The sequence below is a fragment of the Streptomyces liliiviolaceus genome, assembly GCF_018070025.1.
Classification (GTDB): domain Bacteria; phylum Actinomycetota; class Actinomycetes; order Streptomycetales; family Streptomycetaceae; genus Streptomyces; species Streptomyces liliiviolaceus.
The window spans coordinates 5,986,994-6,011,176 of the sequence record NZ_JAGPYQ010000001.1; the positions used below are offsets into that span (position 1 = coordinate 5,986,994).

The following is a 24,183-nucleotide window of genomic DNA, read 5'->3' on the forward strand; positions in this document are numbered from 1 at the left end:
GTGAGGTGCGTGCGTATGTGCGGGTGCGTCGTGGCTTGTCGCACCGTTCCCCGCGCCCCTGGAAAACACAAGACCGCGCCGTTGCCCGCGCCCCTGAAAGCGGCAGGTCTTCCGGCGCGGGGTGTGGGCTATGTTGAACCTCAGTGGGACACGAAGGAGGCGCACCGGTGCCATCGCCGCAGCAGGCCCGCGCGCAGGCGTCCGCGATCAGTTCGGGGAAACCGGTCACGGAGGCGGAAGCGGCTCCCACGACCCGGCTGCGAGCCCTGTTCGACGGCCCCCGGCTCTCCCCCGGACAGCGGCGCATCGCCCAGTACCTGATCGAGCACATCACCGAGGCTGCCTTCCTATCGATCACGGACCTCGCGGAGCGCGTGGGCGTGAGCCAGCCGTCCGTGACCCGTTTCGCGACGGCGGTGGGCTTCAGCGGCTACCCCGCCCTGCGGGAACGCCTCCAGTCGATCGCGCTCAGCAAACTCGCCGGCTCGCCCGACGCCGCCGAGGAGGCCCGGCCCAACGAGCTGCAGGCCGCCGTCGACGCGGAGATCGACAACCTGGAGAACCTGCGCCGTGACTTCGCCGATCCGGAGCAGGTCATCGAGACCGGCCGCGCGCTGTCGCAGTCCACTCCGCTCACCGTCCTCGGGCTGCGGATCTCCGGTTCGCTGGCCGAATACTTCGCGTACGCCGCCCGGCGCATCCACCCCGATGTCCGACTGGTGACCCGGGGCGGCAGTGTCGCCTACGACGCCCTGCTGCAGTCGCGCGAGGCGGGCGGCACCTGGGTGCTGGCCTTCACCATGCCCCGGCACGCGCACGAGACGCTGACGGCCATGCGGGTCGCCCGGCGGGCCGGTCTGCGCGTCGCCCTGGTCACCGATCTGGGGCTGGGGCCGCTGGCCGACGAGGCCGACGTGGTATTCGCGACCGGTACCGGCGCACGGCTCGTCTTCGACTCGTACGCCGCGCCCGTCGTGCTGTCCGCCGCTCTGCTCCAGGCCATGACCGACGCCGATCCCGAGCGGACGCAGGCCCGCTTGGAGGACTACGAACAGGTCGCGGACGAGCACGTCTTCTTCCTCAAGGACTGATCAGAACCGATCGGGGCCGATCAGGACCGATCCGTTCCGGCCCTCCTCGGCCCATCAGCGGCATATGACTCCAGCATTCCGCAAGGCGAAATTCAGCCGCACAGGCACATGAATTTTTACATACCCTTGCTTACCAGACGGTATATATGAATACTTCTCGCTGATCGCGGATCCGGTGGGGTCCCGGTCGCCCGGGATCGCGGCGCACCCGCCTCGCGCCGCCCCGGGCGCAGGAACGGGCACCGCTCACGCACGCCCGTGGCGGCCCCGGTCAATCCCCTGGGCCGGGGCCGCCAAGAACGACCAGAACCGCCCGCCGGCCATCTCGGAAGCGATCCCCATGTCCCTGACGTACTCACCCATCAGCACGGACTGGCCCTGTCAGGTCAAGACGCCCGGCAACCGTGACTGGGAACGATCGGCGGCCAAATGGCTGCGCGAGCTGGTGCCGACCCGCTACGCCAGCTACCCGCTGCTGATCCGTCAGCCCGTCCTGCTCGCCCGGCACGCGCAGATCCAGCTCCAGCAGGAGATCCGGGTCGTGCGCACCGCGCTGCACAGCGCGCGGGCCGAGCTGCCCGCCCTGGGGATGCCGGAGTCCGTGATCGAGCACACGATCAAGCTGTACGCGGCCGAGCTGACGCAGTTGAACCACATCGCCCGGGGCGTCCGCGTGATCACGCAGGCGCTCGTGGAGAGCCACGGCGCACGTCAGGGCCACTGACCCGGTCACCGGCGACCCGCGGGGCACCATGGCACCCAGTTCCCCGATCGGAGCACACTGAGTGCCATCGACCTCTCGTGCGGTGCTAGGTTCCCCACCATGAGCGAGGCACCCCGTCCCGACCAGGCGGCCGATGTGAGCACCCCGAAGCCGCCGATGCGGGAGTCCCTCGTCGCGGCGGCGTTCCATCTGTTCGTGGAGCGGGGGTACGAGCAGACCACCGTCGACGACATCGTGGCCCTCGCGGGCGTCGGACGCCGGTCCTTCTTCCGGTACTTCCCGTCCAAGGAGGACGTGGTCTTCCCCGACCACGAGGGCTGCCTGGCCCGGATGACCGCCTTCCTGGGCGAGAGCGGCCCGGCGCACGAACCCGTGGAGCGCGTCTGCGACGCCGCACGCCTGGTGCTGCGCATGTACGCCGAGAACCCGGCGTTCTCCGTCCAGCGCTACCACCTCACCAGAAAGGTCCCGGGGCTGCGGACGTACGAACTCTCGGTGGTCTGGCGGTACGAGCGGGCGCTGGCCGAGTATCTGCGCGGACGTTTCTCGGGCCGGCCGGACGGGACGCTGCGGGCCGACGTCATCGCCGCGGCCGTGGTCGCCGCGCACAACAACGGGCTGCGGTCCTGGCTGCGTTCGGACGGCCGCGGCGACGCGGGCGCCGAGGTGGATCACGCCCTCGCCCACGTCCAGGGGGTGTTCGGGCCGCAGCAGGCGGCGGGCGCCCCGGCGCGGAGCCCCGGGCCGGACGGGAACGGGGCGGACGGGAACGGGGCCCGGGGCGGCGGCAAGGACGACGACGTGGTCGTCGTGGTCTCCCGGCGCGGCGCCCCGCTGTGGCGGGTCGTCCAGGAGATCGAGACCACGCTCGGCCGCGATCCCGCCTGATTTCCCCACCGATTGAGGGTACTGAGTGCCTTTACCTGTGGCACTGCGTGCCATATTCTGAAGTCGTGCGCGGCGCTGCCCGCACCTTCAGATTCCGGCCAGGCGCAGGGAGATGACATCGTGTTCCACCGAGGAAGCGGGACCACGACGGGCCTACTCGACCCGGGGACGATTGCGGGAACAGGGGCGGCGGCGACCGCGGCACCCGCCGAGGAGGGGCTCCTGTACCAGCGCTGCCGCTGGTGCGGGACCAGCACGTTCCACCGGCTGCTCTGCCCGGTCTGCGCGGGCAGCGATCTGCGTACGGAACGCAGCGCGGGCCTCGGCGTCATCCGCCACGCGACCGTCGTGCAGCGCAACACGCCCGGCGCGCGCAATGTCTCGCTCGTCGAGATGGCGGAGGGATTCACGGTCAGGGGCCGGGTCTCGGGACCGCTCGTCGCGATCCGCACCGGCGACCGGGTCCAGCTCACCACGTCGGCGGATCCGGTGCGCCGCGAGCCCGTGTTCAAGCTCTGCGACGAGCCCTTCTCCGGGCCGTACGCCGGGTCCTACTCCGGCTGGCACTGAGACACTCCGCTGCGCCGCGGGGGACACTGGGCGGGACGTATGTCCACGGAGAAGAGCCCGGAGGAACCCATGCACGCCCAGGACGTTCTGGTCGAAGCCTACGGACGCATCAAGGACGAGGTGCACGCCGCCGTCGTCGGCCTCTCCCCCGACGAGCTCAACGCCCGGCCCGGCGGCACGGCCAACTCGATCACCTGGCTGATCTGGCATCTCACCCGCGTACAGGACGACCATGTCGCCGACGCCTTCGGCTTCAAGCAGGTCTATCTGTCGGGCGGTTGGGCGGACCGCTTCGCACTGCCCCTCTCCGAGGACGACACGGGGTACGGCCATGACGCGCGGCAGGTCGGCGAGGTCCGGGTGGACTCGGGCGACCTCCTGACCGGCTACTACGACGCCGTGCACGAGCAGACCCTGCGGGCGCTGGGCGGCCTGCGCGCCGAGGACCTGGACCGCGTCGTCGACGAGAACTGGACCCCGGCCGTCACCCTGGGCGCCCGCCTGGTCAGCGTGCTCTCCGACGACCTGCAGCACGTGGGCCAGGCCGCCTACGCACGAGGGCTGTCGGCCGCCGACTGAGCCCCCCGCCCGTACGTCCGGCGCTGTGATGTGCGCCTCAGAGGCAACCCCGCCGCCGCGATCCTCGTCCTGATCCACAACGAGGTGGCGCGGCGGCGCCGGTGACCCGTCGAACCCAGGACAGTGATCCGAGGCGAAGAACCGGGGCACTATACACAGCATGTATACATGCTGTGTATAGGCAGGTCTGCCACGTCCACCGCACCCGGCGGACCGAAAGGCACCCATGTACGGCAAGGCATTCGCGCCCGAGTACCAAGGCGCGCTCACCACCCTGTCCGTGAACTCCTCGCTGGTCGACGTACTGGCCGCGGGCACCGAGCAGTTGCGGGCGGCCGAGCGCGCCGGGGCGCGGGGAGAGGCGGCCCGCTCGGGTCTGGCGGTCGCGGAGGCGCACCGGCGGCTCGGGCAGGTGGGCGAGGCGGACCAGGCGTGGAAGGCGAGTTACCGCGCGGCCCGCGAGGCGAAGGACACGCCCGCGATGGCATGGGCCCTGTGGAGCGGCGGCACGCTGGCCCGCCAGCGCGGCGCGCTCCGCCTGGCCTGGCGCCTGCTGGGGCTCGCCGCCGAACTCGGCGAACGCGGCGGCGACATCGTCGTACGCGGCTACTCGCTGGCCGGGATGGCGGAGACCGGCCGTATCCAGGGCGACTACGCGGCGGTCGGCGCGCTGCACGAGCGGCTGCTGGCGGAGGCACGCGAACGCGGCGAGGCGCGGCACACGGTGTGGGCGCTCGAAGGCATCGCGCAGATGCACCGCAACACCGGTTCGTACGACACGGCGTACGCGATGTTCGAGGAGGCCGCGGAGATCGCCGGCCGGGCGGACGACCGGCGTGGGCACGCGTGGGCGCTGCGCGGCCTCGCCGACATCGTGTCCGTGCGCGACGGGGACGCCGACCGCGCGCTCGGCCTGCTCGCCGAGGCCGAGGTGACGTGCCGCGAGATGAACCTGTCCAGCGCGCTAGCGTACAACCACAAGATGCGCGGCAACGTCCTGTACCGCGCCGGGCGTTACGCGCAGGCCCGGGACCTCTACCAGCAGGCCCTGTCGGAGTTCCGGGCGATGAGCGAGCCACGCGGGGAGGCGCTGGCCCGGCTCGGCCTGGCCAAGTCCCTGGCCCGCCTGGGCCGCGACCTGACCGAGACGGCCGCCGAACTGGCGGATCTGGCCCAGGTACTGGACCAGATCGGCCTCCGCCACGCCCATCGCATGGTCTCCCACGCCCAGACGGAACTGGGCATCACACCCGGGCCCGGGGCGGAGCCCGACACCGAGCCCGGCACCCTTGCGGACACCCAGACCGAGCCGGGCACTTGGCCGGACACCCGGGCGGAGTCAAGCACTTCGCCGGACGCCCGGGCGGAGTCAAGCACTTCGCCGGACGCCCGGGCGGAGTCAGGCATCGCGACCGACTCCCGGAGCGAGCCCTGCGTCTCGACGCCCACCCCGACCGGGCCCGGGACCGAAGCAGCCATCCAGCCCGGGCCCGGGACTGAGGCAGCCGCGAAGTCCCCGGTCCCCACCGAAGCCGGTGCCGGCACCGGCACCGGCCCATGCCCGCAGACGCGCCCGGGGCCCGACCCGGACCAGCTCGCGACACCCGGCTCCGGGGCAGGTACGAGCACCCCGCCGCCCACCGTCCACGTCCCCGCGAGCGCCCCTCCCGCCGATGACAGCCGCGCCACCACGCCCCTGCCCGGCCGGGCCGACGCGGGGAGCCGGCGATGACCGCGATGTCCTCCGCGCTCTCCCCCGCCCGGCCCGCCGCAGGGGCACGCGCGGGCGAGAGCGCACCTCAGTTGCTGGAGCACAGCCGTGCCCTCGTACGCCCCGCGCTGGCCGAGGCGATCGCGCGGCTGCATCCCTGGGTGGGCGAGATGGCCGCCTACTCCCTGGGCTGGTGCGAGCCCGGCGGCGCAGCCGTGTCCACGCCCGCGGGCGGCAAAGGACTGCGGCAGGCACTCGCCGTGCTGGGCGCGGAGGCCACCGGGGCCCCGCGGAGCGCCGGAGTGACCGCTGCCGTCGCCGTGGAACTGGTGCACACCTTCTCTCTGCTCCACGACGACATCATGGACGGCGACCCGACCCGGCGCGGGCGCCCCACGGTCTGGAAGGCGTACGGCACGGGCCCGGCCGTCCTCACGGGCGACGCGCTGTTCGCCCTGGCCGTGGAGACCCTCGCCGCCGCACCCGGCACCGGCATCCCGTCGGCCGTCCGCCATCTGTCCACCGCGCTCAACGACCTCGTACGCGGTCAGGCCGACGACCTGCTCTTCGAGAGCCGCCCCTGGACGGGCCCGGAGGCGGTCCGTCCCGACGAGTACCGCGCGATGGCCGAACACAAGACCGGCGCCCTGCTGGGCTGCGCGACCGCCCTGGGCGCCGTGCTCGCCGGCGCACCTCGCGAGACGGTCGCCGCGCTCGACCGTGCGGGCCGCCATCTGGGCATCGCCTTCCAGGTGGTCGACGATCTCCTGGGCATCTGGGGCGATCCCGCCGTGACGGGCAAGCCGGTCCACGCGGACCTGCTCCGGGGCAAGAAGACGTTCCCGGTCCTGGCTGCCCTCGGCACTCCGGCCGCCCGGCCGCTCGCCCGCCTCCTGAACTCAGCCGGCCCCCTCGCCCCGGCGGACGCCCGCCGCGCCGCGACCCTGATCGAGGACGCCGGCGGGCGCGCGGCGGCGACGGCGGAGGCCCGTCGGCACATCGCCGTCGTCGACATCTGCCTCGACCGCCTCCCCACAACCGGCGGCGACACCAGCAGCACGAACAGCACCCGCAGCACCGACGACCTGCGCGCGCTGCTCGACTTCCTCGTACGCCGCGAGATGTGACCGATTCCCTCCCCCCACAAGCCCCTTGACGCTCCAGAAAGCCCTTGCCACACTCACCGCACCCCACCGTAGAAAACGCTTGCTACACACCCCCACACAGGAGAGGACGAGATGGGACGCAGAGCCGCACCTCACCTCACTCGCTCGACCCCACCGCCCCGCCTCAGGCGCACAGGTGTCCTCGCCGCCTGCGCGACGACCCTGGTCACGGCGGCGGCCCTGCTCACCGCCCCGGCCAGTGCGGCCCCCGCGAGCGTCGCCCCGGCGGCAGCCTGCGGCGAGGGCTCGTACCAGGCCGAGGCCACGCTCAGCGGCAGCACCTGGACCGCCCGTCGCGGAACCGGCGTCGTCTACACCGGAACCGACATGCGGGCCGCGATGCAGGCGGCCGTCAGCAGCCTCACGGCAGGGCGCACATCGAAGGAGCGGGTCGTCGTACGCGGCTCGGGCAGCATCAGCGCCGGCTCCAGGGTCTCCCTGCCGAGCTACACCGTGCTCGACGTGTGCGGCACCATCAACGTCACCGGTTCGGGCACCGGAGACCAGGCGCCGGTCTACGCACGCGGCGTACAGGACATCGAGGTCCAGCACCTGAACGTCACCGGGGCCCCGCTCTACGGCATCTTCATGCGCAATGTCACCAACGTGGTCCTCGGCCAGATCGACATGCGTCTGTCGGCCGGTCTCGGCGTCCGCATCGACAACCGCGGCGACACCAGCCAGTGGACCCGCAACGTCCGTATCGACAACGTCTACGTGTCCGGGGCGAGCAGTCACGCCGTGGAGACGTACGGGGTCGACGGCATCACCATCGGCACGGTCACCGCGCGCAGCGTGGGCGAGTCGGGCCTGCTGCTCAACCAGACGATCAACGCCACCGTCACGAAGGTGGACGCGGACGGGGCGGGCACCGGCACCGGTTACGCGGCCTTCCGGATGGCCAACCGCAACGGCCGGATCGGCAGCAGCTACGCGACCAACGTCCGGGTCGGCGAGGTCGTCGCGCGCGGTGGCGGCCGGGGCGTCTTCTGCGTCTCGGAGAGCGGCGGCGCGACCATCGACCGGGTCACGCTCTCCAACACGGGCAACAACGCGATCCTGATCGAGAACTGCTACAACGTGAACCTCGCCGCGCAGAGCGGGAGCGTCACGGGCGGCGGGGAGATCCGGCTGGCCGCGCGCTCGGAGTTTCCCAACAACTCGGACATCACCGTCCAGAACCTGACGGTGACGAACTCCGTGATCAGGGAGAGTCCGTGCGGCACCAACACGACGTTCCGCAACAACACGCTGGTCAACAGCACGCAGAGCATCTGCTGACGTGAGTACGGGCCCCCTGCACGGATGCGTGCGGGGGGCCCGTGTATTCGCTTCAGTGTCCTGGCTCCGGCCCCCAGTACGAGGAGCCTCCGCCGCGCCACTCGATGAGCGGTGAGACCGTGACCTCGTTCTCGTCGAACTCCAGCCCGGCGCGGCGGAGGAACTCGACGATGTCCTGGAGGTTCATGGCGGTGCCGATCGGCTCGCCGTGGACCGTCACGCGCCGGCCGCCGTCGCCACGCGGCGGATGCACGAGTACTGCGGGGTGTTCCGACATGCCCTCAGCCTCGCCCGGACCGTCCACGCGCGCATCCGGGCAGGGCCGATGACCACCGGATCGTCACCGGGCCTTGCTGCGACGCACACGGCGGGGCGGGGCGGCCAGGTGCTCGATACGGCCCGATGCCGGACGCCTCAGTACTCGACGGCTCAGTACCGGACGGCTCAGTACCGGACGGCTCAGTACTCGATGGCGGGGAGCAGTCCGGTGACGGGGGCGGCCAGGTCGGTGACCTGGTGCAGCTGCTCCAGCTGGTAGAGGCCGTTCAGCTGGTTGAGCTCCTGGATGCCCTCGGAGATCTTCGGAATCTTGTTCCTGTGCTCGACGGGGAGGTCGCTCACGGCGATCTGGTCGAGCTCCGCGATCGGGTCCAGTTTTCCGGTCTCGGGGACCGTGGCGGCGCCCGCGGAAGGTACGGCGAGACCCGTGACGCTGATGGCGAGGCCAACGGCGGCGACAATACGTCGTGTTGAGATCATGCTTTCAGCAACGGTGACAAGCTGCCCACGGACACGGCCCCGCCCGGCCCCTCACCCGACAGGCGCATCGTCACGGCTGCGCTTGCCGAGGTTCCCGGGCCGGAGGAGTCTCGAAGGAGAGGCCTTCTGCGGCCCGCTCCGCACCGCGGGCCGCGGCCTTCGTCAGTCGTCCACAAGGAGGTCCGTCATGGACACCGCGGCAGGCCCCGGCTTCGACACCGAAGCACTGCGCCGGGGCATCGAAGGCCAGGACGCGACGGCACTGCTGTCGCTGTACGCGGACGACGCGGAACTGCGTGTCGTCGACCGCAACACCCAGCCGAGCCATCCGATGGTCATACGCGGCCGTGAGCAGATCGGCACGATGCTCGCCGACGTCTACAGCCGCGACATGACGCACAAGCTGGATCGGTGCGTGGTCCAGGGGGATCACGTCGCCTTCCAGGAATCCTGTCTGTACCCCGACGGCGTCAGGGTGCTCGCGAACTCGATGATGTCGCTGCGCGACGGCAAGATCGTCGATCAGACCGTGCTCCAGGCCTGGGACGCCGAGGAGTGACGCCGAGGGTCCGGATCACCTCTCGTCTGACCTGGACCTTCTCGGCCCGGCTGGGTCCGGGGCCGCCGGCGCGGTCCCGGCCGGCCCGCGGGGCGGGCCGACGTGTGTCCGCTTCCCTCCTCCGGTCGGCACTGCGGGCGGCGCGTTCCCGTCGGTGATCCTTCCGACGGCCCGGCGGTGCCGCCCGGGTGCCGCCCAGGTGCCGCCCAGGTGCCGCCCAGGTGCCGCCCAGGTGCCGCAGTGGCTCGATGTCCTGAAGTCGCGCAATAGTTTCCTTGTGGATGGTTTTTCTGCTTACTACCTTCCTCGCCATGACAAAGACGAGCACGCCGCGCGCCGCCCTCCCGGTGGACGAGGTCACCGCCGCGGCGCGTGAACTGGCCCGGGCCGGACGGTGGCAGCGCGCGTTATGCCTCCTCGACGCCACCGTCACCTCCGAGCCGCGCGACCGGGCGGCTGTCGCGCTCGCCGGGGCGCAGATCGCCCTGGAGCGCGACTGGTTCGGCGGTACGGACACCGCGGACGCCCGGATCGCCGCCGCGGACTCGGCGATCGGCGGGCTCACCGAGCCGGTCGGGCGCTGGGACCTGGACTTCGTACGGCTGCGGCACGCGTATTTTCGTCTGCTGCTCGGGGACGGCACGTTCCGGTTCGGTCCGGCGGGCAAGGATCCCGGTGAGCTGGCGGAACTGCGGCGGAGTGCGGACGAGTTGTGCGAGCGGGCCGCCGACGACGTACGCCGGGGCTGGGCGCGGATGTATCTCGGACTGATCGTCGACAACCTGTTCGCCGAGCGGGACGAGGCGCCCGCGCACTACGAACTCGCCCTGGAAGCCGGGGAATCGGCCGACGACCTGCTGGCCCGCGAGGCGTTGCGGCATCTCGGGGACCACGACCACGACAACCTCGACCACGACCGGGCGCGGGAGCGCTGGACCCGGGCGACCGCTCTGGGCGCCCGCGCCGGGAACGTCCCCGGCACCCTCTCCCAGCAGATGCTCCTGGCCGTCCTGGCCCGCGACACGGGCGACGAACCGGCCGCCACGGCCCTCGCCACCGAGGTCGCACGCTGGGCGGAAGCGATCGGAGCCGTACGCGTACAGACCCAGGCGACGGCGTTCCTGACGAGTGAGACCTGAAACGCGGACCCGCAAGGGGCGCGGGAAACTGCGCGACCGGCCCCACCGGCCCGCACCGGCCCACATCCGAAAAGGCAGCCTGGCGGAGCCCCCGGCCGGGCGTAAAATAACCGCAGGCCGTGACTGGCGCTGAGGTGGACCACCACCGGGGAGCGGCCCGACGCAATCGTCTGAGCCGCGCGCCTGGGCATCTTCCACGACGCTCAGGAGCAGCACATGTCCCAGGCCACACTCATGGACGGCACCGCACTCGCCCGGCGGATCGTCGAGGAGACGGCGCGGCAGGCGGCCGATCTCACCGCACGCACGGGGGTGACGCCCTGTCTCGCCACCGTGCTGGTGGGCGAGGACCCGGCGTCCGTCACGTACGTACGCATGAAGCAGAACCGTTCCCGCAAGGCGGGGATCGCCTCGCGGCACGTGTCCCTGCCCGCCGAGACCACGACCGCCGAGCTGATCGGCACGCTCACCGAGCTGTCCGCCGACCCCGCCGTGCACGGCATCCTGCTCCAGCATCCGATGGGGCACCACATCGACGAGCGGGCGGCCTTCGAGGCGATCGCCCCGGAGAAGGACGTCGACGGGGTCACCCTCGCCTCCTTCTCCGCGATGAGCTTCGGGCTGCCCGGTTTCGCCTCCTGCACCCCGGGCGGGATCATGCGCCTCCTCGACGCGTACGACGTCGATCCGGCCGGTAGGCGTGCCGTGGTGGTGGGCCGCAGCGCGATCCTCGGCAGGCCGGTGGGCATGCTGCTGCTCGGCCGCGACGCCACGGTGACGTACTGCCACTCGCGCACCCCGGCCGCCGATCTGTCGTCGGTCCTGCGGGAGGCGGACATCGTGGTGGCCGCGGTGGGGCGGCCCCGGCTGATCCGCGGCGAGGACATCAAGCCGGGGGCGGTCGTCGTCGACGCCGGTTACAACGCGGGCAACGTCGGCGACGTCGACTTCGACAGCGCCCGTGAGCGGGCCTCGCTGATCACTCCCGTGCCCGGTGGGGTCGGTCCGATGACGATCGCCACGCTGCTGTCCCAGACCGTCGAGGCGGCCGTCCGGCAGACGGGAGCCTGATCAGGTGGCGTCGAACAAGGGGCGGGGCATCAGCGGATCCACGCGCTGTAGTCCATGACGTCGCCCGCCTCGACGCCGTACTCGGGCTCGTCGACGGCCGCGGTGGCCTCCAGGCCCAGGACCGCGCCGTCGGCCGGGTCCATGATCAGCATCCGGCGGTAACCGGCGCCGTCGTACACGTACGCCTGGCCGAGCCGGCCGAGGCGGTCGGTCACCTGGCCGACCGGCCTCAGCCCCTTCGCGTCCGCGAGGAGTCGCGCGAGCGCGGCGTTCTCGCGGGCGCCGAGGGTCCAGGTGTCGAGCAGCAGCGAGGTCGCGTCCAGCAGTTCGCCCGTGGTCAGCGGGGTGTCGACGTGCTGTGCCTCCCGCAGGTAGGCGCGCAGCCGCGTGACGTCGTGCGGGGGCGGTGACTGGGGCGGGGCGTCGCTCCAGCTCGGCGGGAAGGTCTGCTCGCTGATGACGTGCCCGTCGTCGACGAGGCGCGGGCCGTCGTCCGCGTCGGTGAGGACGCGCCTGCCGGGGTGGCGCGGGTCGGTCGCGACGACCAGCTCCGTGTGGCTGTCGTCGGCGTTCCAGCGCACGACGCGTTCCACGGGCAGGGTGATGGGCGGCTCGTCCTCCGACATGCCCACGCTCCACGACTGCGCATGCGTGCCCTTGCGCAGCCCGGCGGAACCGTCCGCCGCGTCCCGCTCGGCCCGTCCGACCAGCGTGTCGAGGGGTACGAGGGTGGAGTCGGCCCGGACCACCAGCGGGCGGGGCGCGGCGACGGCCGGGGTGGTGTTCGGGCCCGCGAGGAGGAGCGCGGTGGCGGTCACGGCGACCACGACGGTCGCCGCGAGCGCCCAGACGAGGCGGGTGCGGCTCCGCCTGGGCCGGCGCTCGCCAACCCTTCCTGCGCCCGTGCCCACGCCTGTGCCCGCGCTCGCGCTCGCCATGAGGTGGTTGAGCCGGCTCTCGCTCTCGTGGCTGAGCGGGCCTTCGGCGAAGCGGGGGTCGTCGTCGCGCACAGGGTTGGCCCGGCGCAGCAGTTCGAGTTCATCGGTCATGGAACTGCTCCTTCGAAGGGTCGGCGGCGGAGTCGGCGCGGGCGGTCCCGGCGTCCGGGGCCATCACGACGCGCAGGCGGTCGATCTCCGTTCTGAGGCGGCGGCGGGCCCGGTGCAGCCGCATCGCCGCCGCCCGGCTGCCGCAGCCGAGGGCCACGGCCATCTCGTCGACCCCCAGCTCCTCCCAGGCCGTGAGCCGCAGCACCTCCTGGTCGGCCGGGGAGAGGCGGGCCAGCGCGTCGTGCACCCACTCGGCGGGCCGCTCGGAGTCGGGGCTGTCCACGATCTGTCTGCCGTGCGCGGTCTCGTCGTTCCCGAGCCTGTCCATCAGCCGCCGCCGGCGCCCGTAGCCGCGTACCGCGTTCGAGAGGCAGTTGCGTGCCACGCCGTACAGCCAGGGAAGAGGGGACGCCGGCAGGTCGGACCGGCGCCGCCAGGCGACGGTGAACACCTCCGCCACCACTTCCTCGACTTCGCTCGTCCGGCCGTCCAGTCGCCGCGCAACATAGCGGCTGACCGCCCAGTAGTGCTCGCGATAGGCAGCGGCGAAGATCTCGTCGTTGCTCATGTTCCGTACGTGTCCGGCAGGTCCTCGATCGTCACACCTGTTTCGGTGATCCTTGTCGCTCCGTCCGGGTGTGACGTCGGAGGGGCCGGCGGACACAGGCGGGGCATGGAGAGCAACACTGTCATCCCGGCGCTCGCGCCCCCACGCCCGGGCCGCCGTCCCGGCCTCGCCGCCGTCCGTCGGCTGACCACCACTGACCACAAGACGATCGGCACGATGTACCTGGTCACGTCGTTCGCGTTCTTCTGCATCGGTGGCGTCATGGCGCTGCTGATGCGCGCCGAGCTGGCCCGTCCCGGCACGCAGATCATGTCGAACGAGCAGTTCAACCAGGCGTTCACGATGCACGGCACGATCATGCTGCTGATGTTCGCGACGCCGCTGTTCGCCGGCTTCACGAACTGGATCATGCCGCTGCAGATCGGTGCGCCCGACGTGGCGTTCCCGCGGCTGAACATGTTCGCCTACTGGCTGTACCTGTTCGGCTCGCTCATCGCGGTCGGTGGCTTCCTCACCCCGCAGGGCGCGGCCGACTTCGGCTGGTTCGCCTACAGCCCGCTCTCCGACGCGGTCCGCTCGCCGGGCATCGGCGCCGACATGTGGATCATGGGTCTGGCCTTCTCCGGCTTCGGCACCATCCTCGGCGCGGTCAACTTCATCACCACCATCATCTGCATGCGCGCCCCCGGCATGACGATGTTCCGTATGCCGATCTTCGTGTGGAACGTGCTGCTCACCGCGGTCCTGGTGCTGCTCGCCTTCCCCGTGCTCGCCGCCGCGCTGTTCGCGCTGGAGGCGGATCGGAAATTCGGCGCACACATCTTCGACTCGGCCAACGGCGGGGCGCTGCTGTGGCAACACCTCTTCTGGTTCTTCGGCCATCCGGAGGTGTACATCATCGCGCTGCCGTTCTTCGGCATCATCAGTGAGGTCATCCCGGTCTTCTCCCGCAAGCCGATGTTCGGCTACATGGGCCTGATCGGCGCGACCATCGCCATCGCGGGTCTGTCCGTGACGGTGTGGGCGCACCACATGTACGTCACCGGCGGTGTGCTGCTGCCGTTCTTCTCGTTCATGACGTTCCTCATCGCGGTGCCGACCGGTGTGAAGTTCTTCAACTGGATCGGCACGATGTGGAAGGGCTCTTTGTCCTTCGAGACGCCGATGCTGTGGGCTACCGGCTTCCTGATCACCTTCACCTTCGGTGGTCTGACCGGTGTCATCCTGGCCTCGCCGCCGATGGACTTCCACGTCTCGGACTCGTACTTCGTGGTGGCGCACTTCCACTACGTGGTGTTCGGCACGGTCGTGTTCGCGATGTTCTCCGGCTTCCACTTCTGGTGGCCGAAGTTCACCGGCAAGATGCTCGACGAACGCCTCGGCAAAATCACCTTCTGGACGCTGTTCATCGGCTTCCACGGGACGTTCCTCGTCCAGCACTGGCTGGGCACGAACGGAATGCAGCGCCGGATTCCCGACTATCTGGCCGTGGAGGGACTCACGTTCCTCAACACGGTCTCCAGCATTTTCTCCTTCGTGCTCGGGCTGTCCCTGCTGCCGTTCTTCTACAACGTCTGGAAGACGGCGAAGTACGGCGAGAAGATCGAGGTCGACGACCCGTGGGGTTACGGCCGCTCGCTGGAGTGGGCGACGTCCTGCCCGCCGCCGCGGCACAACTTCGTCGTGCTGCCGCGGATCCGTTCCGAGTCGCCGGCCTTCGATCTCCACCACCCCGAGATCGGAGGGGCGCTTCGGTGACGGCGATGGATGACCGGGCGGTCGATGCGGGGGCGCTGGTCGCCGAGGTGGAGGGGCATCTCCTGATCGAGGCCACCTTGGGTGACGGGCGTCTGGCCGCTACGCGTTTCGCCCGGCAGTTCGGGTGGCTGACGGATGGGCAACGGGCGGCGCTGGAAGAGCGGTTCGTGGAGGAGTACGTGGCGCTCGCGCGGGATTCCTGGCGGCGTACGGCTTTGCGTGGGGCGGAATTGCGGGGTGAGTACGAAGGGGTGTACCGCGGGTTGCGGCGGCGGTTGGTCCTGGCGGTCGCGCTCGGGATGGCAGCCCTCGTCTCCGCTGCCGGCCTGCTCGTCCTGTCACTTGCCCGGTGACGGAGGGATCGCCCGTGTAGATCGTCGCCTGCGGGCACGTCGTGGCTGGCCGCGCAGTTCCCCGCGCCCCTCAAAAGCCAAAAGACTGCGCAGTTCCCCGCGCCCCTGAACACGGAACCACCGCCAACAGGGCGCCCCTCCAGGAGCGAGAGAAACCGCGCGACCAGCCCCCACCCAGGCGCCCCTCAGGGGCGCGAGGAACTGCGCGACCAGCCCCCACCGAGGCCGCACCCGAAAACGCACCCGAGAGCCCCCGCCACCTCAGGGGCGCGAGGAACTGCGCGACCAGCCCTCACCGGGGCCGCACCCGAAACGCACCCGGGAGCCCCCAACCCCCTCAGGGGCGCGAGGAACTGCGCGAACGGCCCCCACCGGAGCCGCACCCGAAGACGCGCCCGGGCGGTCCCCGCCGCTCAGGCCGAGGCCACCGTGATGTGGATCGTCATCTCGTCGGCTCCGGGCGTGCCCACCGTCTCGACCGTGACCCCCGTCCACTTGCCGTCAGGCAGATTGAGCGGGGGCTCCGTCTTCTCTCCGACCGCGTTCCGGTCCCCGAACGGGTACAGGTCGTCGCTGTCCCCCCGGTTGCCCCGGCCGAACATCCGGGAAAGGTCGCCGCGGCCGTCCGCCTGGAGGAGTTCGATGGCGAGGTTCTGCTCGTCGTTGACGTTGTCGATCGCCTCGTCGACGACGTACACGGCGATCCCCTCGTCGGGCAGGAACGCGTCCTGCCCCCGCCGACGCCGGTACTCGACGAGGATGTACTGGCTGTCGGACATCGTCTCGGGGTTCTGGACGAACACCGCGCCGCCGTCCTCCGCCGCGGGCCGCAGCCTGATGTCGCGGGTGGTCTTGTTCACCACCTGGGGCTCGACCCAGCCGTGGAACATCCGCAGCATGGCCGTCGGGAACACCGGGGTCAGTCCCCCGTTGCCCCAGGAACCGCCCGCCATGAGGCAGTAGTTGCCGAGGCCGGCGGACCGGGTCAGCTGCTGCTGTCCGGTGTCGTAGTAGTCGGCCCAGCGCGCCGCGAGGTGCCCCCACTCGTGGGCGCAGACTCCGACGGCGCAGTCCTCGGGCACGGTCAGGAACGTACGGACCGACAGGCCGGGCGCGACCTCGATCCCGTCGGGGATCGTCCACTTGAGGCTCCACAGGTCGCCGCGCTGGGTCGTCTGCTCGGCGCCGCGTCCGGCGTGGATGATGAACAGGGCGGTGACGGCACCTTCGTCGAGCGCGTCGAAGGAGCTGAAGTCGACCCCGGCGTCACGGGCCGCCAGTACGGCGTCACGCGCCAACCCCTGGGTGTTGCGGGGGAAGTTGGCGTTCATGCCCGAGTTGCCGTCGGCGTAGAACGACAGCGGCTGCGGCATCCGGAACCAGCCGTGCACCGCGCCCTGGATGTCGATGCCGGTACTGGGCGAGGTGTCGAAGCCGCTGACCTGCCGGTAGAAGGAGCGCATGCTGCCGGTCGGGAACTCCTCCAGGCCGAACAGCATGCTGTCGTAGTGGCCGGGGCCGTGGTCGACCTCGTGCGGCTGGTCGGGGAAGTCGACGAGCAGCACCAGCGTCTTCACCGTGCCGCGGAGTTGGGCCGTCGGGCGGGTGATCAGCTGCTTGTCGGTGCTGGGGCCCGGTTCGATCGACCCGTCGTCGAGACCGACGAGGTTCTCGCCCCGTCGGCCCGCGCGCCATATGGCGTAGTACTCCTCGAAGGTCGTGTTCCTGGGCAGGCGGCGTTCTTTGGTCAGTTCGAGATAGCGGGCGTACAACTGGGCCAGGGCCTGCGGCGACAGCGGTACGGGGCAGGCGGCGGCGCAGTCGTGAACTGGCCGTACAGGGCTGAGCGTATGACGCATCAGGCACCCCCTTCAGGGGACGAACCCCTCTTTGCCGGATACGGAGGATCCAGAGAAAACCGGCCCTGATGAGGCCTTAAGCCCTCTCTTATCCGGGGGTGCCCCAGCTGTCAACGTCGCCCCGCCGCAGGGCCGTTGGGTCCCGTGAAGCGGAACTCCGCCGTCCTGGCCCCCGGGGAGGAACGCCGCTCCCCGGCCGGCCGTCAGCCCACCGTGGTCACCGCCCAGTTCGCCAGTTCGGTCCGCGCGGCGTTCAGCAGTGTCGTGGACGGGGCCGTCGCGCCGTTGGTGACCAGGGCGTAGTGCAGGACGCCCGAGTCCGCGGCGGTCAGCAGGAGACGGCGGCTGCCCGTGCCACCCGGTTCGCGCGCGGCCGCGATCGGTGTGGTCCTGGTGTAGGCGGGCGGCGAGGCGGTCGTTCCGAGGTCCGAGACGACCGTCGTGGAGGCGGTCGGGAAGGACGCGGGCAGGTGCAGTTCGGTGGGCTCCGCGCTGCCGTCCGAACGCCACACCTGGAGGGCGTACTGGCCGGAGCCGACCAGCTCGGCAACGCGCGGCAGGGAGCTGGGGACCGGGTTCCAGGTCAGCGTGGTGGAGCCGTCCCGCGAGCGGTCCTCGTAGGTGAAGGCGACCGTCTTCCCCGCCGTCGCGCTCGGGTAGATCCGGTCGAGGAGCCGGGCGTCCTGGCGCAGCACGGCCGTCCCGGAGTCGTCGAGGCGTACGGCGGAGAGGTCCTCGTCGTTCCAGGCGTCACCGGTAGTGAGCACCTTGTCGGGGTTGCCGTTCATCAGCTCGTGGTGCCGGCCGTTGTAGATGTCCCACTGCCACTGCGAGCCGGACAGGACGGGGCCCGACTGGGTCGGGCTGGTCCACCAACTGCCGCCCTTCACGCGGGAGTCGAGGGCCTGGTACATGGCTTTGAGGACGGTCGGCGCCTTGTCGGAGACGGTGCCGGAGAGGGGGTGGCCGAACTCGCTGACGACCGCTGCGGTGCCGGTCGCGGTGGCCCGGTCGCGCACGGTGCCGAAGTCGCCCGCGTACTGCCCGTTCTCCGCCTTGCCCCACATGAAGACGCCCGAGATCGCCTTCTGGTCGTAGAAGTGGGTGTTGAAGACATACCGCGGGCCGAGCGTGCCCGAGTCGAGGAGGCCGCCCTCCTGCTTCTGGAAGTCGATGTTGGCGTTCCAGAAGAGGTTCGGCTCGACGAAGGCGGGCTTGTCCTGCCAGCCCGCCGTATCCATCCGCGCCCGGAACTTCACGTAGAACGGCCAGAGCACGTCCTTCTCCCACGCCCGGCTCGTCTGGCCCGAGTCGTAGACACCCGCGTGCGGTTCGTTGTACGGGTCGAAGCCGACGACGCCCGCGAACTGGGCCTCGGTCAGGTGCTGTCGGACGTACGTCATGGTGGTCTGCGCGGTGGTGAGGAAGGCGTCCTGGAGGCCGAACGCGTTGTGCCAGAAGTCGTACGACGCTTCCGTGACGGCCGCGTTCGAGGTGATGTTCTGGCCCCAGAAGGGGCAGATGCCGCAGTACTCGTCCGGGTAGTCACCGGCGTCTACGGCCCACTTGGGGGCGCCGTCACCCGTGTACCAGCTGTCGGGGTCGAAGAGGTGGCGCGAGTAGAGGTCCTGGTGGAAGTCGGGGTAGATCCGGATCCCGGCGTCCAGGAAGGCACGCATCTGGTCCGTGGCGGCGGCCAGGTAGGCGGTGTCGACCTGGCCGCGCACCGGTTCGGCGTACGCCCAGGAGAGCAGGAAGCGCACCGAGTTGCCGCCGCCGAGGGCGCGCAGCGCGGTCGCGGACTTCCTGGCGTCGGCGACCGAGGCGAACGGCAGGCCGTTGTTCTCCGCCAGCTTCGTCTCGCCCGAGACGTTGTAGCCGCGCAGCACGACCTCGCGGCCGAGCCCATCGGTGAAGCGGCCGCTCTGGACCGTGAGGGTCGCGGCGGCGGCCGGGTCGAACCACAGGTCGTCGGGGAGGGCGGTGGCGGACTGGGCTCCCGCGGTCGACAGGAGACCGGTCAGGAGGACGAGGACGCCGAGCAGATGCACACGCAACTTCGACATGTACACAACAGTCCCGTGCGCATCTTGAGCCCGTCAAGTCTCCTGACCTGTGAGTAAGTTACCTTTTCCGAAAGGTAGTTGCGGTAATCGGCCACTGCCGGACCGGGCTTCCCGGCCCTCGAACGCCGGACGCGCCGAAGCCGTCTCAGCGCCGAAGCCGCCCCAGGACGGATTAACGCTCAACAAAGGCCTGCCCAGGCACTCGCCCCTCCCGGGGCGCGGTTCTAGAGTGACGCCCATCACGTCCGGTGGCTGATTTCCCACGCACCCTCGCACGGTTCCCTGGGAGGGCACATGACCCGAATCTCGGTGACGGTGGACGGCACGAAGTACGAGGACGAGGTCGAACCCCGTCTTCTGCTGGTCCACTACCTGCGTGACCGGCTGGGCCTGACCGGCACCCCCGTCGGCTGCGACACCTCCAACTGCGGGGCCTGCACGGTCGACCTGGACGGGGTAACCGCGAAGAGCTGCTCGGTGCTCGCGGTCCAGGCCGACGGGAGCGAAGTGACCACCGTCCAGGGGCTGGCGGTGAACGGGGAGTGGCATCCCCTCCAGAAGGCGTTCCACGAGCGGCACGCCCTGCAGTGCGGCTACTGCACCCCCGGCATGATCATGGCCGCCCGCGACCTCCTCAAGGAGAACCCTGCGCCGAGCGCCGACGACGTACGCCACGCTCTGGAGGGCAACCTCTGCCGCTGCACCGGCTACCAGAACATCGTGCGCGCGGTCCTCGACGCCGCCGGCGCCACCGAGCCCTCCGCCCAGGAGGTGGCCACATGAGCGAGCTGACCGGCGAGCGCGAGGTCGGGCGGTCCCGCCCCCGCAAGGAGGACGCACGGCTCGTCACCGGACAGACCAACTGGACCGACAACATCGGCGTCACCGGCCTGCTGCACCTGGCGATCCTGCGCAGCCCGATGGCACACGCCCGCATCGAGCGGATCGACGTCGCTCCCGCCCGCGAACGGCCCGGTGTCGTCGCCGCGTTCACCGGCCGCGACCTCGCCGGGGACCTGGCCTCGCTGCCGTGCGCGTGGCCGGTGACCGAGGACATCGTGCTGCCCGACCATCCGGCCGTGGCGGTGGACGAGGTCAGGTACGCGGGCGACCCGGTGGCGGTCGTCGTGGCGCGCGACCGGTACACGGCCGCCGACGCGCTGGAGGCGGTCGAGGTCGACTACGAACCGCTGCCCCCGGTGCTCGACCTGGAGGCCGCGCTCGCGGACGACGCCTCGCTGGTGCACGCGGACAAGGGGACCAACCGCTGCTACGTCTGGCCGCTGGCCACGGGCGAGAGCTACGAGACGGTCAGGGAGCGCGCCGACGTCGTCCTGCACCGCCGCTACCACCAGCAGCGCCTCATCCCCAACGCCATGGAGCCGCGGTCGGTCGTCGTCACCCCGCTCGCCGCGTCCGGCGAGTACACCGTCCACTCGGCCACCCAGATCCCGCACGTCCTGCGCGTGATGCTCGCCATGGTCACCGGCATCCCCGAGCACAAGCTGCGCGTGGTCGCCCCCGATGTCGGCGGCGGCTTCGGCTCGAAACTGCAGGTGTACGGGGAGGAGGTCATCGCCCTCGACCTCGCCCGGCGCCTCGGCCGGCCCGTCAAGTGGACCGAGTCCCGCTCCGAGGGCTTCCTCGCCACCCATCACGGGCGCGGCCAGATCCAGGACATCGAGGTCGCCGCGACCGGCGAGGGCCGGCTGCTCGGTCTGAAGGTGGACCTGCTCGCCGACATGGGCGCCTATCTGATGCTCGTCACTCCGGGCATCCCGATCCTCGGCGCCTTCATGTACCCGGCGATCTACAAGATGGACGCGTACGCGTTCACGTGCACGGGTGTGTTCACGACCCGGACGCCCACGGACGCGTACCGGGGTGCGGGGCGCCCGGAGGCCACGTACGCCATCGAGCGGATCATGGACGAGCTGGCCGTCGAAGTGGGCCTGGATCCGGTGGAGTTGCGGCGCCGGAACTGGATCGGGCACGAGGAGTTCCCGTACACGTCGATCGCGGGGCTGACCTACGACAGCGGCAACTACGAGGCCGCCACCGACAAGGCGCTCGCCCTCTTCGGGTACGACGAGCTGCGGGCCGAGCAGGCCAAGCGCAACGAGAGCGGTGACCCGGTGCGGCTCGGCATCGGGGTGTCCACGTACACCGAGATGTGCGGGCTCGCGCCGAGCCGGGTGCTGCGGGATCTGCGGTACGGGGCCGGTGGCTGGGAGGCGGCGAGCATCCGGATGCTGCCCACCGGCAAGGTCGAGGTGGTCACCGGCACCAGCCCGCACGGGCAGGGGCACGAGACCTGCTGGAGCCAGATCGCCGCCGACGTGCTCGGGGTGCCCTTCGAGGACGTGGAGGTCGTGCACGGCGACACCAGGTCGGCGCCGCAGGGCATGGACACGTACGGGTCGCGGTCGCTGGTCGTCGGAGGCGCCGCCGTGCATCACGCGGCGGAGAAAGTGGTCGACAAGGCGCGGAAGGTGGCCGCGCATCTGCTGGAGGCCGACGAGCGCGACCTGGACTTCGCGGACGGCGTGTTCTCCGTGAAGGGGTCGCCAGAGGAACGCAGGACGATCCAGGAGGTCGCCTTCGAGACGTTCTCCTCGCACGACCTGCCCGACGGCATGGAGCCGACCATCAACGCCGAGCATCTGCTCGACCCGGAGAACTTCTCCTACCCGCACGGCACGCACCTGTGCGCGGTCGAGGTCGACACGGAGACCGGCCGGACCTCGATCCGTTCGTACGTCTGCGTGGACGACGTCGGCAAGGTGGTCAACCCGGTGATCGTCGAGGGCCAGGTGCACGGCGGCCTCGCCCAGGGCATCGCGCAGGCGCTCTACGAGGAGGCTGTGTACGACGACGAGGGCAACCTCGTGTCGGGCACCATGGCCGACTACCTGGTGCCCGCCGCACCGGACCTGCCGGAGTTCACTACCGACCGCACGGAGACACCCGCCACCTCGAACCCCCTGGGGGTCAAAGGAGTCGGGGAAGCGGGGACGATCGCCTCCACCCCGGCCGTCGTCAACGCGATCGTCGACGCGCTGCGGCCACTGGGCGTCCACGACGTGCGGATGCCCTGCTCACCGGGGCGCGTGTGGGAGGCCCTGCGGTCCGCGCAGGCGGACCGGTCCGGGTGGGAAGGGGCTGAGCGGTCATGATTCCTCCGGCATTCGAGTACGTACGGCCCACGAGCGTCGACGACGCCGTCCGTACGCTCGCCGGGACGGGCGAGGACGCGAAGGTGCTGGCCGGCGGGCAGAGCCTGCTGCCGCTGCTGAGGATGCGGCTCGCCTTCCCCGACCTGCTCGTCGACGTGGGCCGGATCCCCGGGCTGCGCGGGGTCCGCGAGGAGGGCGACGCGCTGGTCATCGGCGCGCTGACCACCCACCACGACGTCATCGCCGACCCGCTGGTACGCCGTCACGCGGGCCTCCTGGCCGCGGCGGCGGCCACGGTCGCCGACCCGGCCATACGCCATCGGGGCACCCTCGGCGGCTCGCTCGCCCACGCCGATCCGGGCGGCGACCTGCCCGCGGTGGCACTCGCCCTGGACGCGGAACTGGTCGCGACGGGGCCGGGCGGCCGACGGAGCATCCCCGCCCGGGAGTTCTTCGTCGACTTCCTGCAAACCGCCCTGCGGCCGGACGAGTTGCTGGTGGAGGTACGGGTCCCCAAGACCGGGGAGTACGACGGCTGGGGCTTCCACTACGAGAAGTTCAGCCGGGTGGCGCAGGCCTGGGCCATGGTCGGGGTGGCGGCGCTCGTACGGCGCGAGGACGGCCACATCGCGGAGGCCCGGATCGGCCTCACCAACATGGGGTCCACTCCCCTGCGGGCCACCGCCGCCGAGGAGGCCTTGGCGGGTGTGGGTCCTGACGGGGTGGCACGGGCCGCGCAGTCCGCGGCCGAGGGGATCCGGCCGACCTCCGACCCAGGGGCCTCCGCCGAGTACCGGGCGCAGCTGGCACGGGTGCTCACCCGGCGCTCGGTGCTGGCCGCCGCAGGGATGGGGTGAGGCCGATCGCACGCGAGGAGCAGGAGGACGGGGGCGGGGTCGAAGGCCGGGGCGGCGCCGGACCGGCCTGGCCGACCGGGCCCGACGACGTGCGGGTGCGGCTCGAACAGGGCGGGTATCTCGCCGACGACGGGCTCGCGGTCGCCTGTTTCCTCGCGCTCAGACTGCGTCGGCCGATCTTCTGCGAGGGCGACGCGGGCGTGGGGAAGACCGCGCTCGCGTCGGCCCTCGCCACCGCCCTGGACGCCCCGCTGATCCGCCTCCAGTGCCACGAGGGCATCGACGCCTCCCAGGCGCTGTACGACTGGGACTTCCCGCGCCAGCTGCTGCATCTGCGGGCGGCGGAGGCGGCCGGGCTCACCGACGCGGACCGGCTGGAGGACGAACTGTACGGGCGGCGGTTCCTGATCGCCCGGCCGCTGCTGCGGGCCCTGGAGACCCGGTCGTGCGTGCTGCTCGTCGACGAGATCGACCGCGCCGACGACGAGTTCGAGGCCTTCCTGCTGGAGCTGCTGTCCGAGTACACGGTGACGATCCCCGAACTCGGCACCCTGCGCGCGCAGTCGCCGCCGGTCGTGGTGCTCACCTCCAACCGGACCCGCGAGGTGCACGACGCGCTGAAGCGGCGCTGCCTCTACCACTGGTTCGACCACCCCGGCTTCGCCCGTGAACTCGCCATCGTGCGGCGGCGGGTGCCGAGCGCGTCGGCGCGGCTCGCCGAGCAGGTGACCGCCCTCGTACAGGCTCTGCGGGCGCAGGAGCTGGTCAAACCCCCGGGGGTCGCGGAGACCATCGACTGGGCGGAGGCGATGGCCGCGCTGGGCGCCACGGAGGCCGACGCCGAGCTGGCGGTGGCCACGCTGGGGTCGGTGCTGAAGTACCGGGAGGACCTGGAACGGGCCCGCGGGCTCGACCTGACGGCACTGCTCGCGGTGCGCGGGGCATGAGTCGGGACATGG

General features: G+C 71.2%; 22 protein-coding genes, 1 pseudogene and 1 riboswitch. Of the genes and pseudogenes, 17 read left to right on the forward strand and 6 right to left on the reverse strand.

The genetic code is table 11. From position 1 onward, the window contains the following. Positions 1–167: 167 nt before the first annotated feature. The 8 genes and pseudogenes from J8N05_RS26105 (at position 168) to J8N05_RS26140 (ending at position 8,010) form a co-directional block, all read left to right on the forward strand. Positions 168–1,091, forward strand: a complete 924-nt coding sequence (locus tag J8N05_RS26105; RefSeq protein WP_210886600.1) for a MurR/RpiR family transcriptional regulator — start codon at positions 168–170, stop codon at positions 1,089–1,091. A gap of 340 nt (positions 1,092–1,431) precedes the next feature. After that, positions 1,432–1,815, forward strand: coding sequence for a hypothetical protein (locus tag J8N05_RS26110; protein WP_210886603.1), 384 nt, complete (start codon positions 1,432–1,434; stop codon positions 1,813–1,815). Positions 1,816–1,971: 156 nt separating this feature from the next. After that, positions 1,972–2,703: a TetR family transcriptional regulator gene (locus J8N05_RS26115; protein WP_210890390.1), complete on the forward strand. Its 732-nt coding sequence runs from the start codon at positions 1,972–1,974 to the stop codon at positions 2,701–2,703. Positions 2,704–2,823: 120 nt separating this feature from the next. Then, positions 2,824–3,273, forward strand: coding sequence for a Zn-ribbon domain-containing OB-fold protein (locus J8N05_RS26120; RefSeq protein WP_407699929.1), 450 nt, complete (start codon positions 2,824–2,826; stop codon positions 3,271–3,273). A gap of 69 nt (positions 3,274–3,342) precedes the next feature. Continuing rightward, positions 3,343–3,852: a mycothiol transferase gene (locus J8N05_RS26125; protein WP_210890392.1), complete on the forward strand. Its 510-nt coding sequence runs from the start codon at positions 3,343–3,345 to the stop codon at positions 3,850–3,852. Between the two features lie 226 nt (positions 3,853–4,078). Then, a pseudogene (locus tag J8N05_RS26130) lies at positions 4,079–5,098 on the forward strand (tetratricopeptide repeat protein); the annotation flags it as partial. Positions 5,099–5,580: 482 nt separating this feature from the next. After that, positions 5,581–6,690: a polyprenyl synthetase family protein gene (locus J8N05_RS26135; protein ID WP_210886606.1), complete on the forward strand. Its 1,110-nt coding sequence runs from the start codon at positions 5,581–5,583 to the stop codon at positions 6,688–6,690. A gap of 111 nt (positions 6,691–6,801) precedes the next feature. Beyond that, a complete protein-coding gene (locus tag J8N05_RS26140; protein ID WP_210886609.1) occupies positions 6,802–8,010 on the forward strand; it encodes a hypothetical protein in 1,209 nt (402 codons plus the stop codon). Positions 8,011–8,062: 52 nt separating this feature from the next. Here J8N05_RS26140 and J8N05_RS26145 read toward each other — a convergent pair whose 3' ends face one another. Together J8N05_RS26145 and J8N05_RS26150 are read right to left on the reverse strand one after the other, a co-directional pair. Further along, on the reverse strand, positions 8,063–8,287 hold the full coding sequence (locus J8N05_RS26145) for a hypothetical protein (RefSeq protein WP_210886612.1): 225 nt from the start codon (positions 8,285–8,287) through the stop codon (positions 8,063–8,065). Between the two features lie 182 nt (positions 8,288–8,469). After that, entirely contained in the window at positions 8,470–8,769 is a 300-nt protein-coding gene (locus J8N05_RS26150; protein WP_210886615.1) for a hypothetical protein, read from the reverse strand. A 187-nt stretch (positions 8,770–8,956) separates the two neighbouring features. Here J8N05_RS26150 and J8N05_RS26155 point away from each other — a divergent pair, with 187 nt between their 5' ends. The 3 genes from J8N05_RS26155 (at position 8,957) to J8N05_RS26165 (ending at position 11,538) form a co-directional block, all read left to right on the forward strand. Further along, positions 8,957–9,328, forward strand: a complete 372-nt coding sequence (locus tag J8N05_RS26155) for a nuclear transport factor 2 family protein (RefSeq protein ID WP_210886618.1) — start codon at positions 8,957–8,959, stop codon at positions 9,326–9,328. A gap of 311 nt (positions 9,329–9,639) precedes the next feature. Then, positions 9,640–10,467, forward strand: coding sequence for a hypothetical protein (locus tag J8N05_RS26160; RefSeq protein WP_210886621.1), 828 nt, complete (start codon positions 9,640–9,642; stop codon positions 10,465–10,467). A 109-nt stretch (positions 10,468–10,576) separates the two neighbouring features. Next, positions 10,577–10,663, forward strand: a riboswitch (ZMP/ZTP riboswitch). A 20-nt stretch (positions 10,664–10,683) separates the two neighbouring features. Then, complete coding sequence (locus tag J8N05_RS26165) at positions 10,684–11,538, forward strand: bifunctional 5,10-methylenetetrahydrofolate dehydrogenase/5,10-methenyltetrahydrofolate cyclohydrolase (RefSeq protein ID WP_210886624.1); 855 nt, start codon at positions 10,684–10,686, stop codon at positions 11,536–11,538. 29 nt (positions 11,539–11,567) lie between these two features. Here the strand turns inward: J8N05_RS26165 and J8N05_RS26170 are convergent, their stop codons facing one another. Both J8N05_RS26170 and J8N05_RS26175 read right to left on the reverse strand, forming a co-directional pair. Continuing rightward, positions 11,568–12,587, reverse strand: coding sequence for a CU044_5270 family protein (locus J8N05_RS26170; RefSeq protein WP_210886627.1), 1,020 nt, complete (start codon positions 12,585–12,587; stop codon positions 11,568–11,570). After that, positions 12,577–13,155, reverse strand: coding sequence for an RNA polymerase sigma factor (locus J8N05_RS26175; protein WP_210886630.1), 579 nt, complete (start codon positions 13,153–13,155; stop codon positions 12,577–12,579). The genes J8N05_RS26170 and J8N05_RS26175 overlap by 11 nt, the downstream gene beginning before the upstream one ends. A 105-nt stretch (positions 13,156–13,260) precedes the next feature. On the opposite strand from J8N05_RS26175, the gene ctaD reads away from it, so the two are divergent. Both ctaD and J8N05_RS26185 read left to right on the forward strand, forming a co-directional pair. Continuing rightward, positions 13,261–14,913: an aa3-type cytochrome oxidase subunit I gene (ctaD, locus tag J8N05_RS26180; protein WP_210886633.1), complete on the forward strand. Its 1,653-nt coding sequence runs from the start codon at positions 13,261–13,263 to the stop codon at positions 14,911–14,913. Then, complete coding sequence (locus J8N05_RS26185; protein WP_407699930.1) at positions 14,910–15,266, forward strand: hypothetical protein; 357 nt, start codon at positions 14,910–14,912, stop codon at positions 15,264–15,266. Before ctaD ends, J8N05_RS26185 begins: the two co-directional genes overlap by 4 nt. A 413-nt stretch (positions 15,267–15,679) precedes the next feature. On the opposite strand, the gene J8N05_RS26190 is transcribed toward J8N05_RS26185, so the two are convergent. Together J8N05_RS26190 and J8N05_RS26195 are read right to left on the reverse strand one after the other, a co-directional pair. Further along, complete coding sequence (locus tag J8N05_RS26190; protein ID WP_210886636.1) at positions 15,680–17,125, reverse strand: M6 family metalloprotease domain-containing protein; 1,446 nt, start codon at positions 17,123–17,125, stop codon at positions 15,680–15,682. Between the two features lie 203 nt (positions 17,126–17,328). After that, positions 17,329–19,191 carry a glycoside hydrolase family 5 protein gene (locus tag J8N05_RS26195; protein ID WP_210886639.1) on the reverse strand — a complete coding sequence of 621 codons (1,863 nt, stop codon included), beginning with the start codon at positions 19,189–19,191 and terminating at the stop codon, positions 17,329–17,331. A 294-nt stretch (positions 19,192–19,485) separates the two neighbouring features. On the opposite strand from J8N05_RS26195, the gene J8N05_RS26200 reads away from it, so the two are divergent. The 4 genes from J8N05_RS26200 to J8N05_RS26215 are packed head-to-tail and all read left to right on the forward strand — an operon-like array spanning position 19,486 to position 24,171. Then, the gene (locus J8N05_RS26200) at positions 19,486–19,974 is read left to right on the forward strand and encodes a (2Fe-2S)-binding protein (protein WP_210886642.1); all 489 of its coding nucleotides are present in this window, start codon (positions 19,486–19,488) and stop codon (positions 19,972–19,974) included. Continuing rightward, entirely contained in the window at positions 19,971–22,367 is a 2,397-nt protein-coding gene (locus tag J8N05_RS26205) for a xanthine dehydrogenase family protein molybdopterin-binding subunit (RefSeq protein WP_210886644.1), read from the forward strand. The genes J8N05_RS26200 and J8N05_RS26205 overlap by 4 nt, the downstream gene beginning before the upstream one ends. Then, a complete protein-coding gene (locus J8N05_RS26210; RefSeq protein ID WP_210886646.1) occupies positions 22,364–23,224 on the forward strand; it encodes an FAD binding domain-containing protein in 861 nt (286 codons plus the stop codon). Before J8N05_RS26205 ends, J8N05_RS26210 begins: the two co-directional genes overlap by 4 nt. After that, the gene (locus J8N05_RS26215) at positions 23,221–24,171 is read left to right on the forward strand and encodes an AAA family ATPase (protein ID WP_407699931.1); all 951 of its coding nucleotides are present in this window, start codon (positions 23,221–23,223) and stop codon (positions 24,169–24,171) included. Before J8N05_RS26210 ends, J8N05_RS26215 begins: the two co-directional genes overlap by 4 nt. Positions 24,172–24,183: the final 12 nt, after the last annotated feature.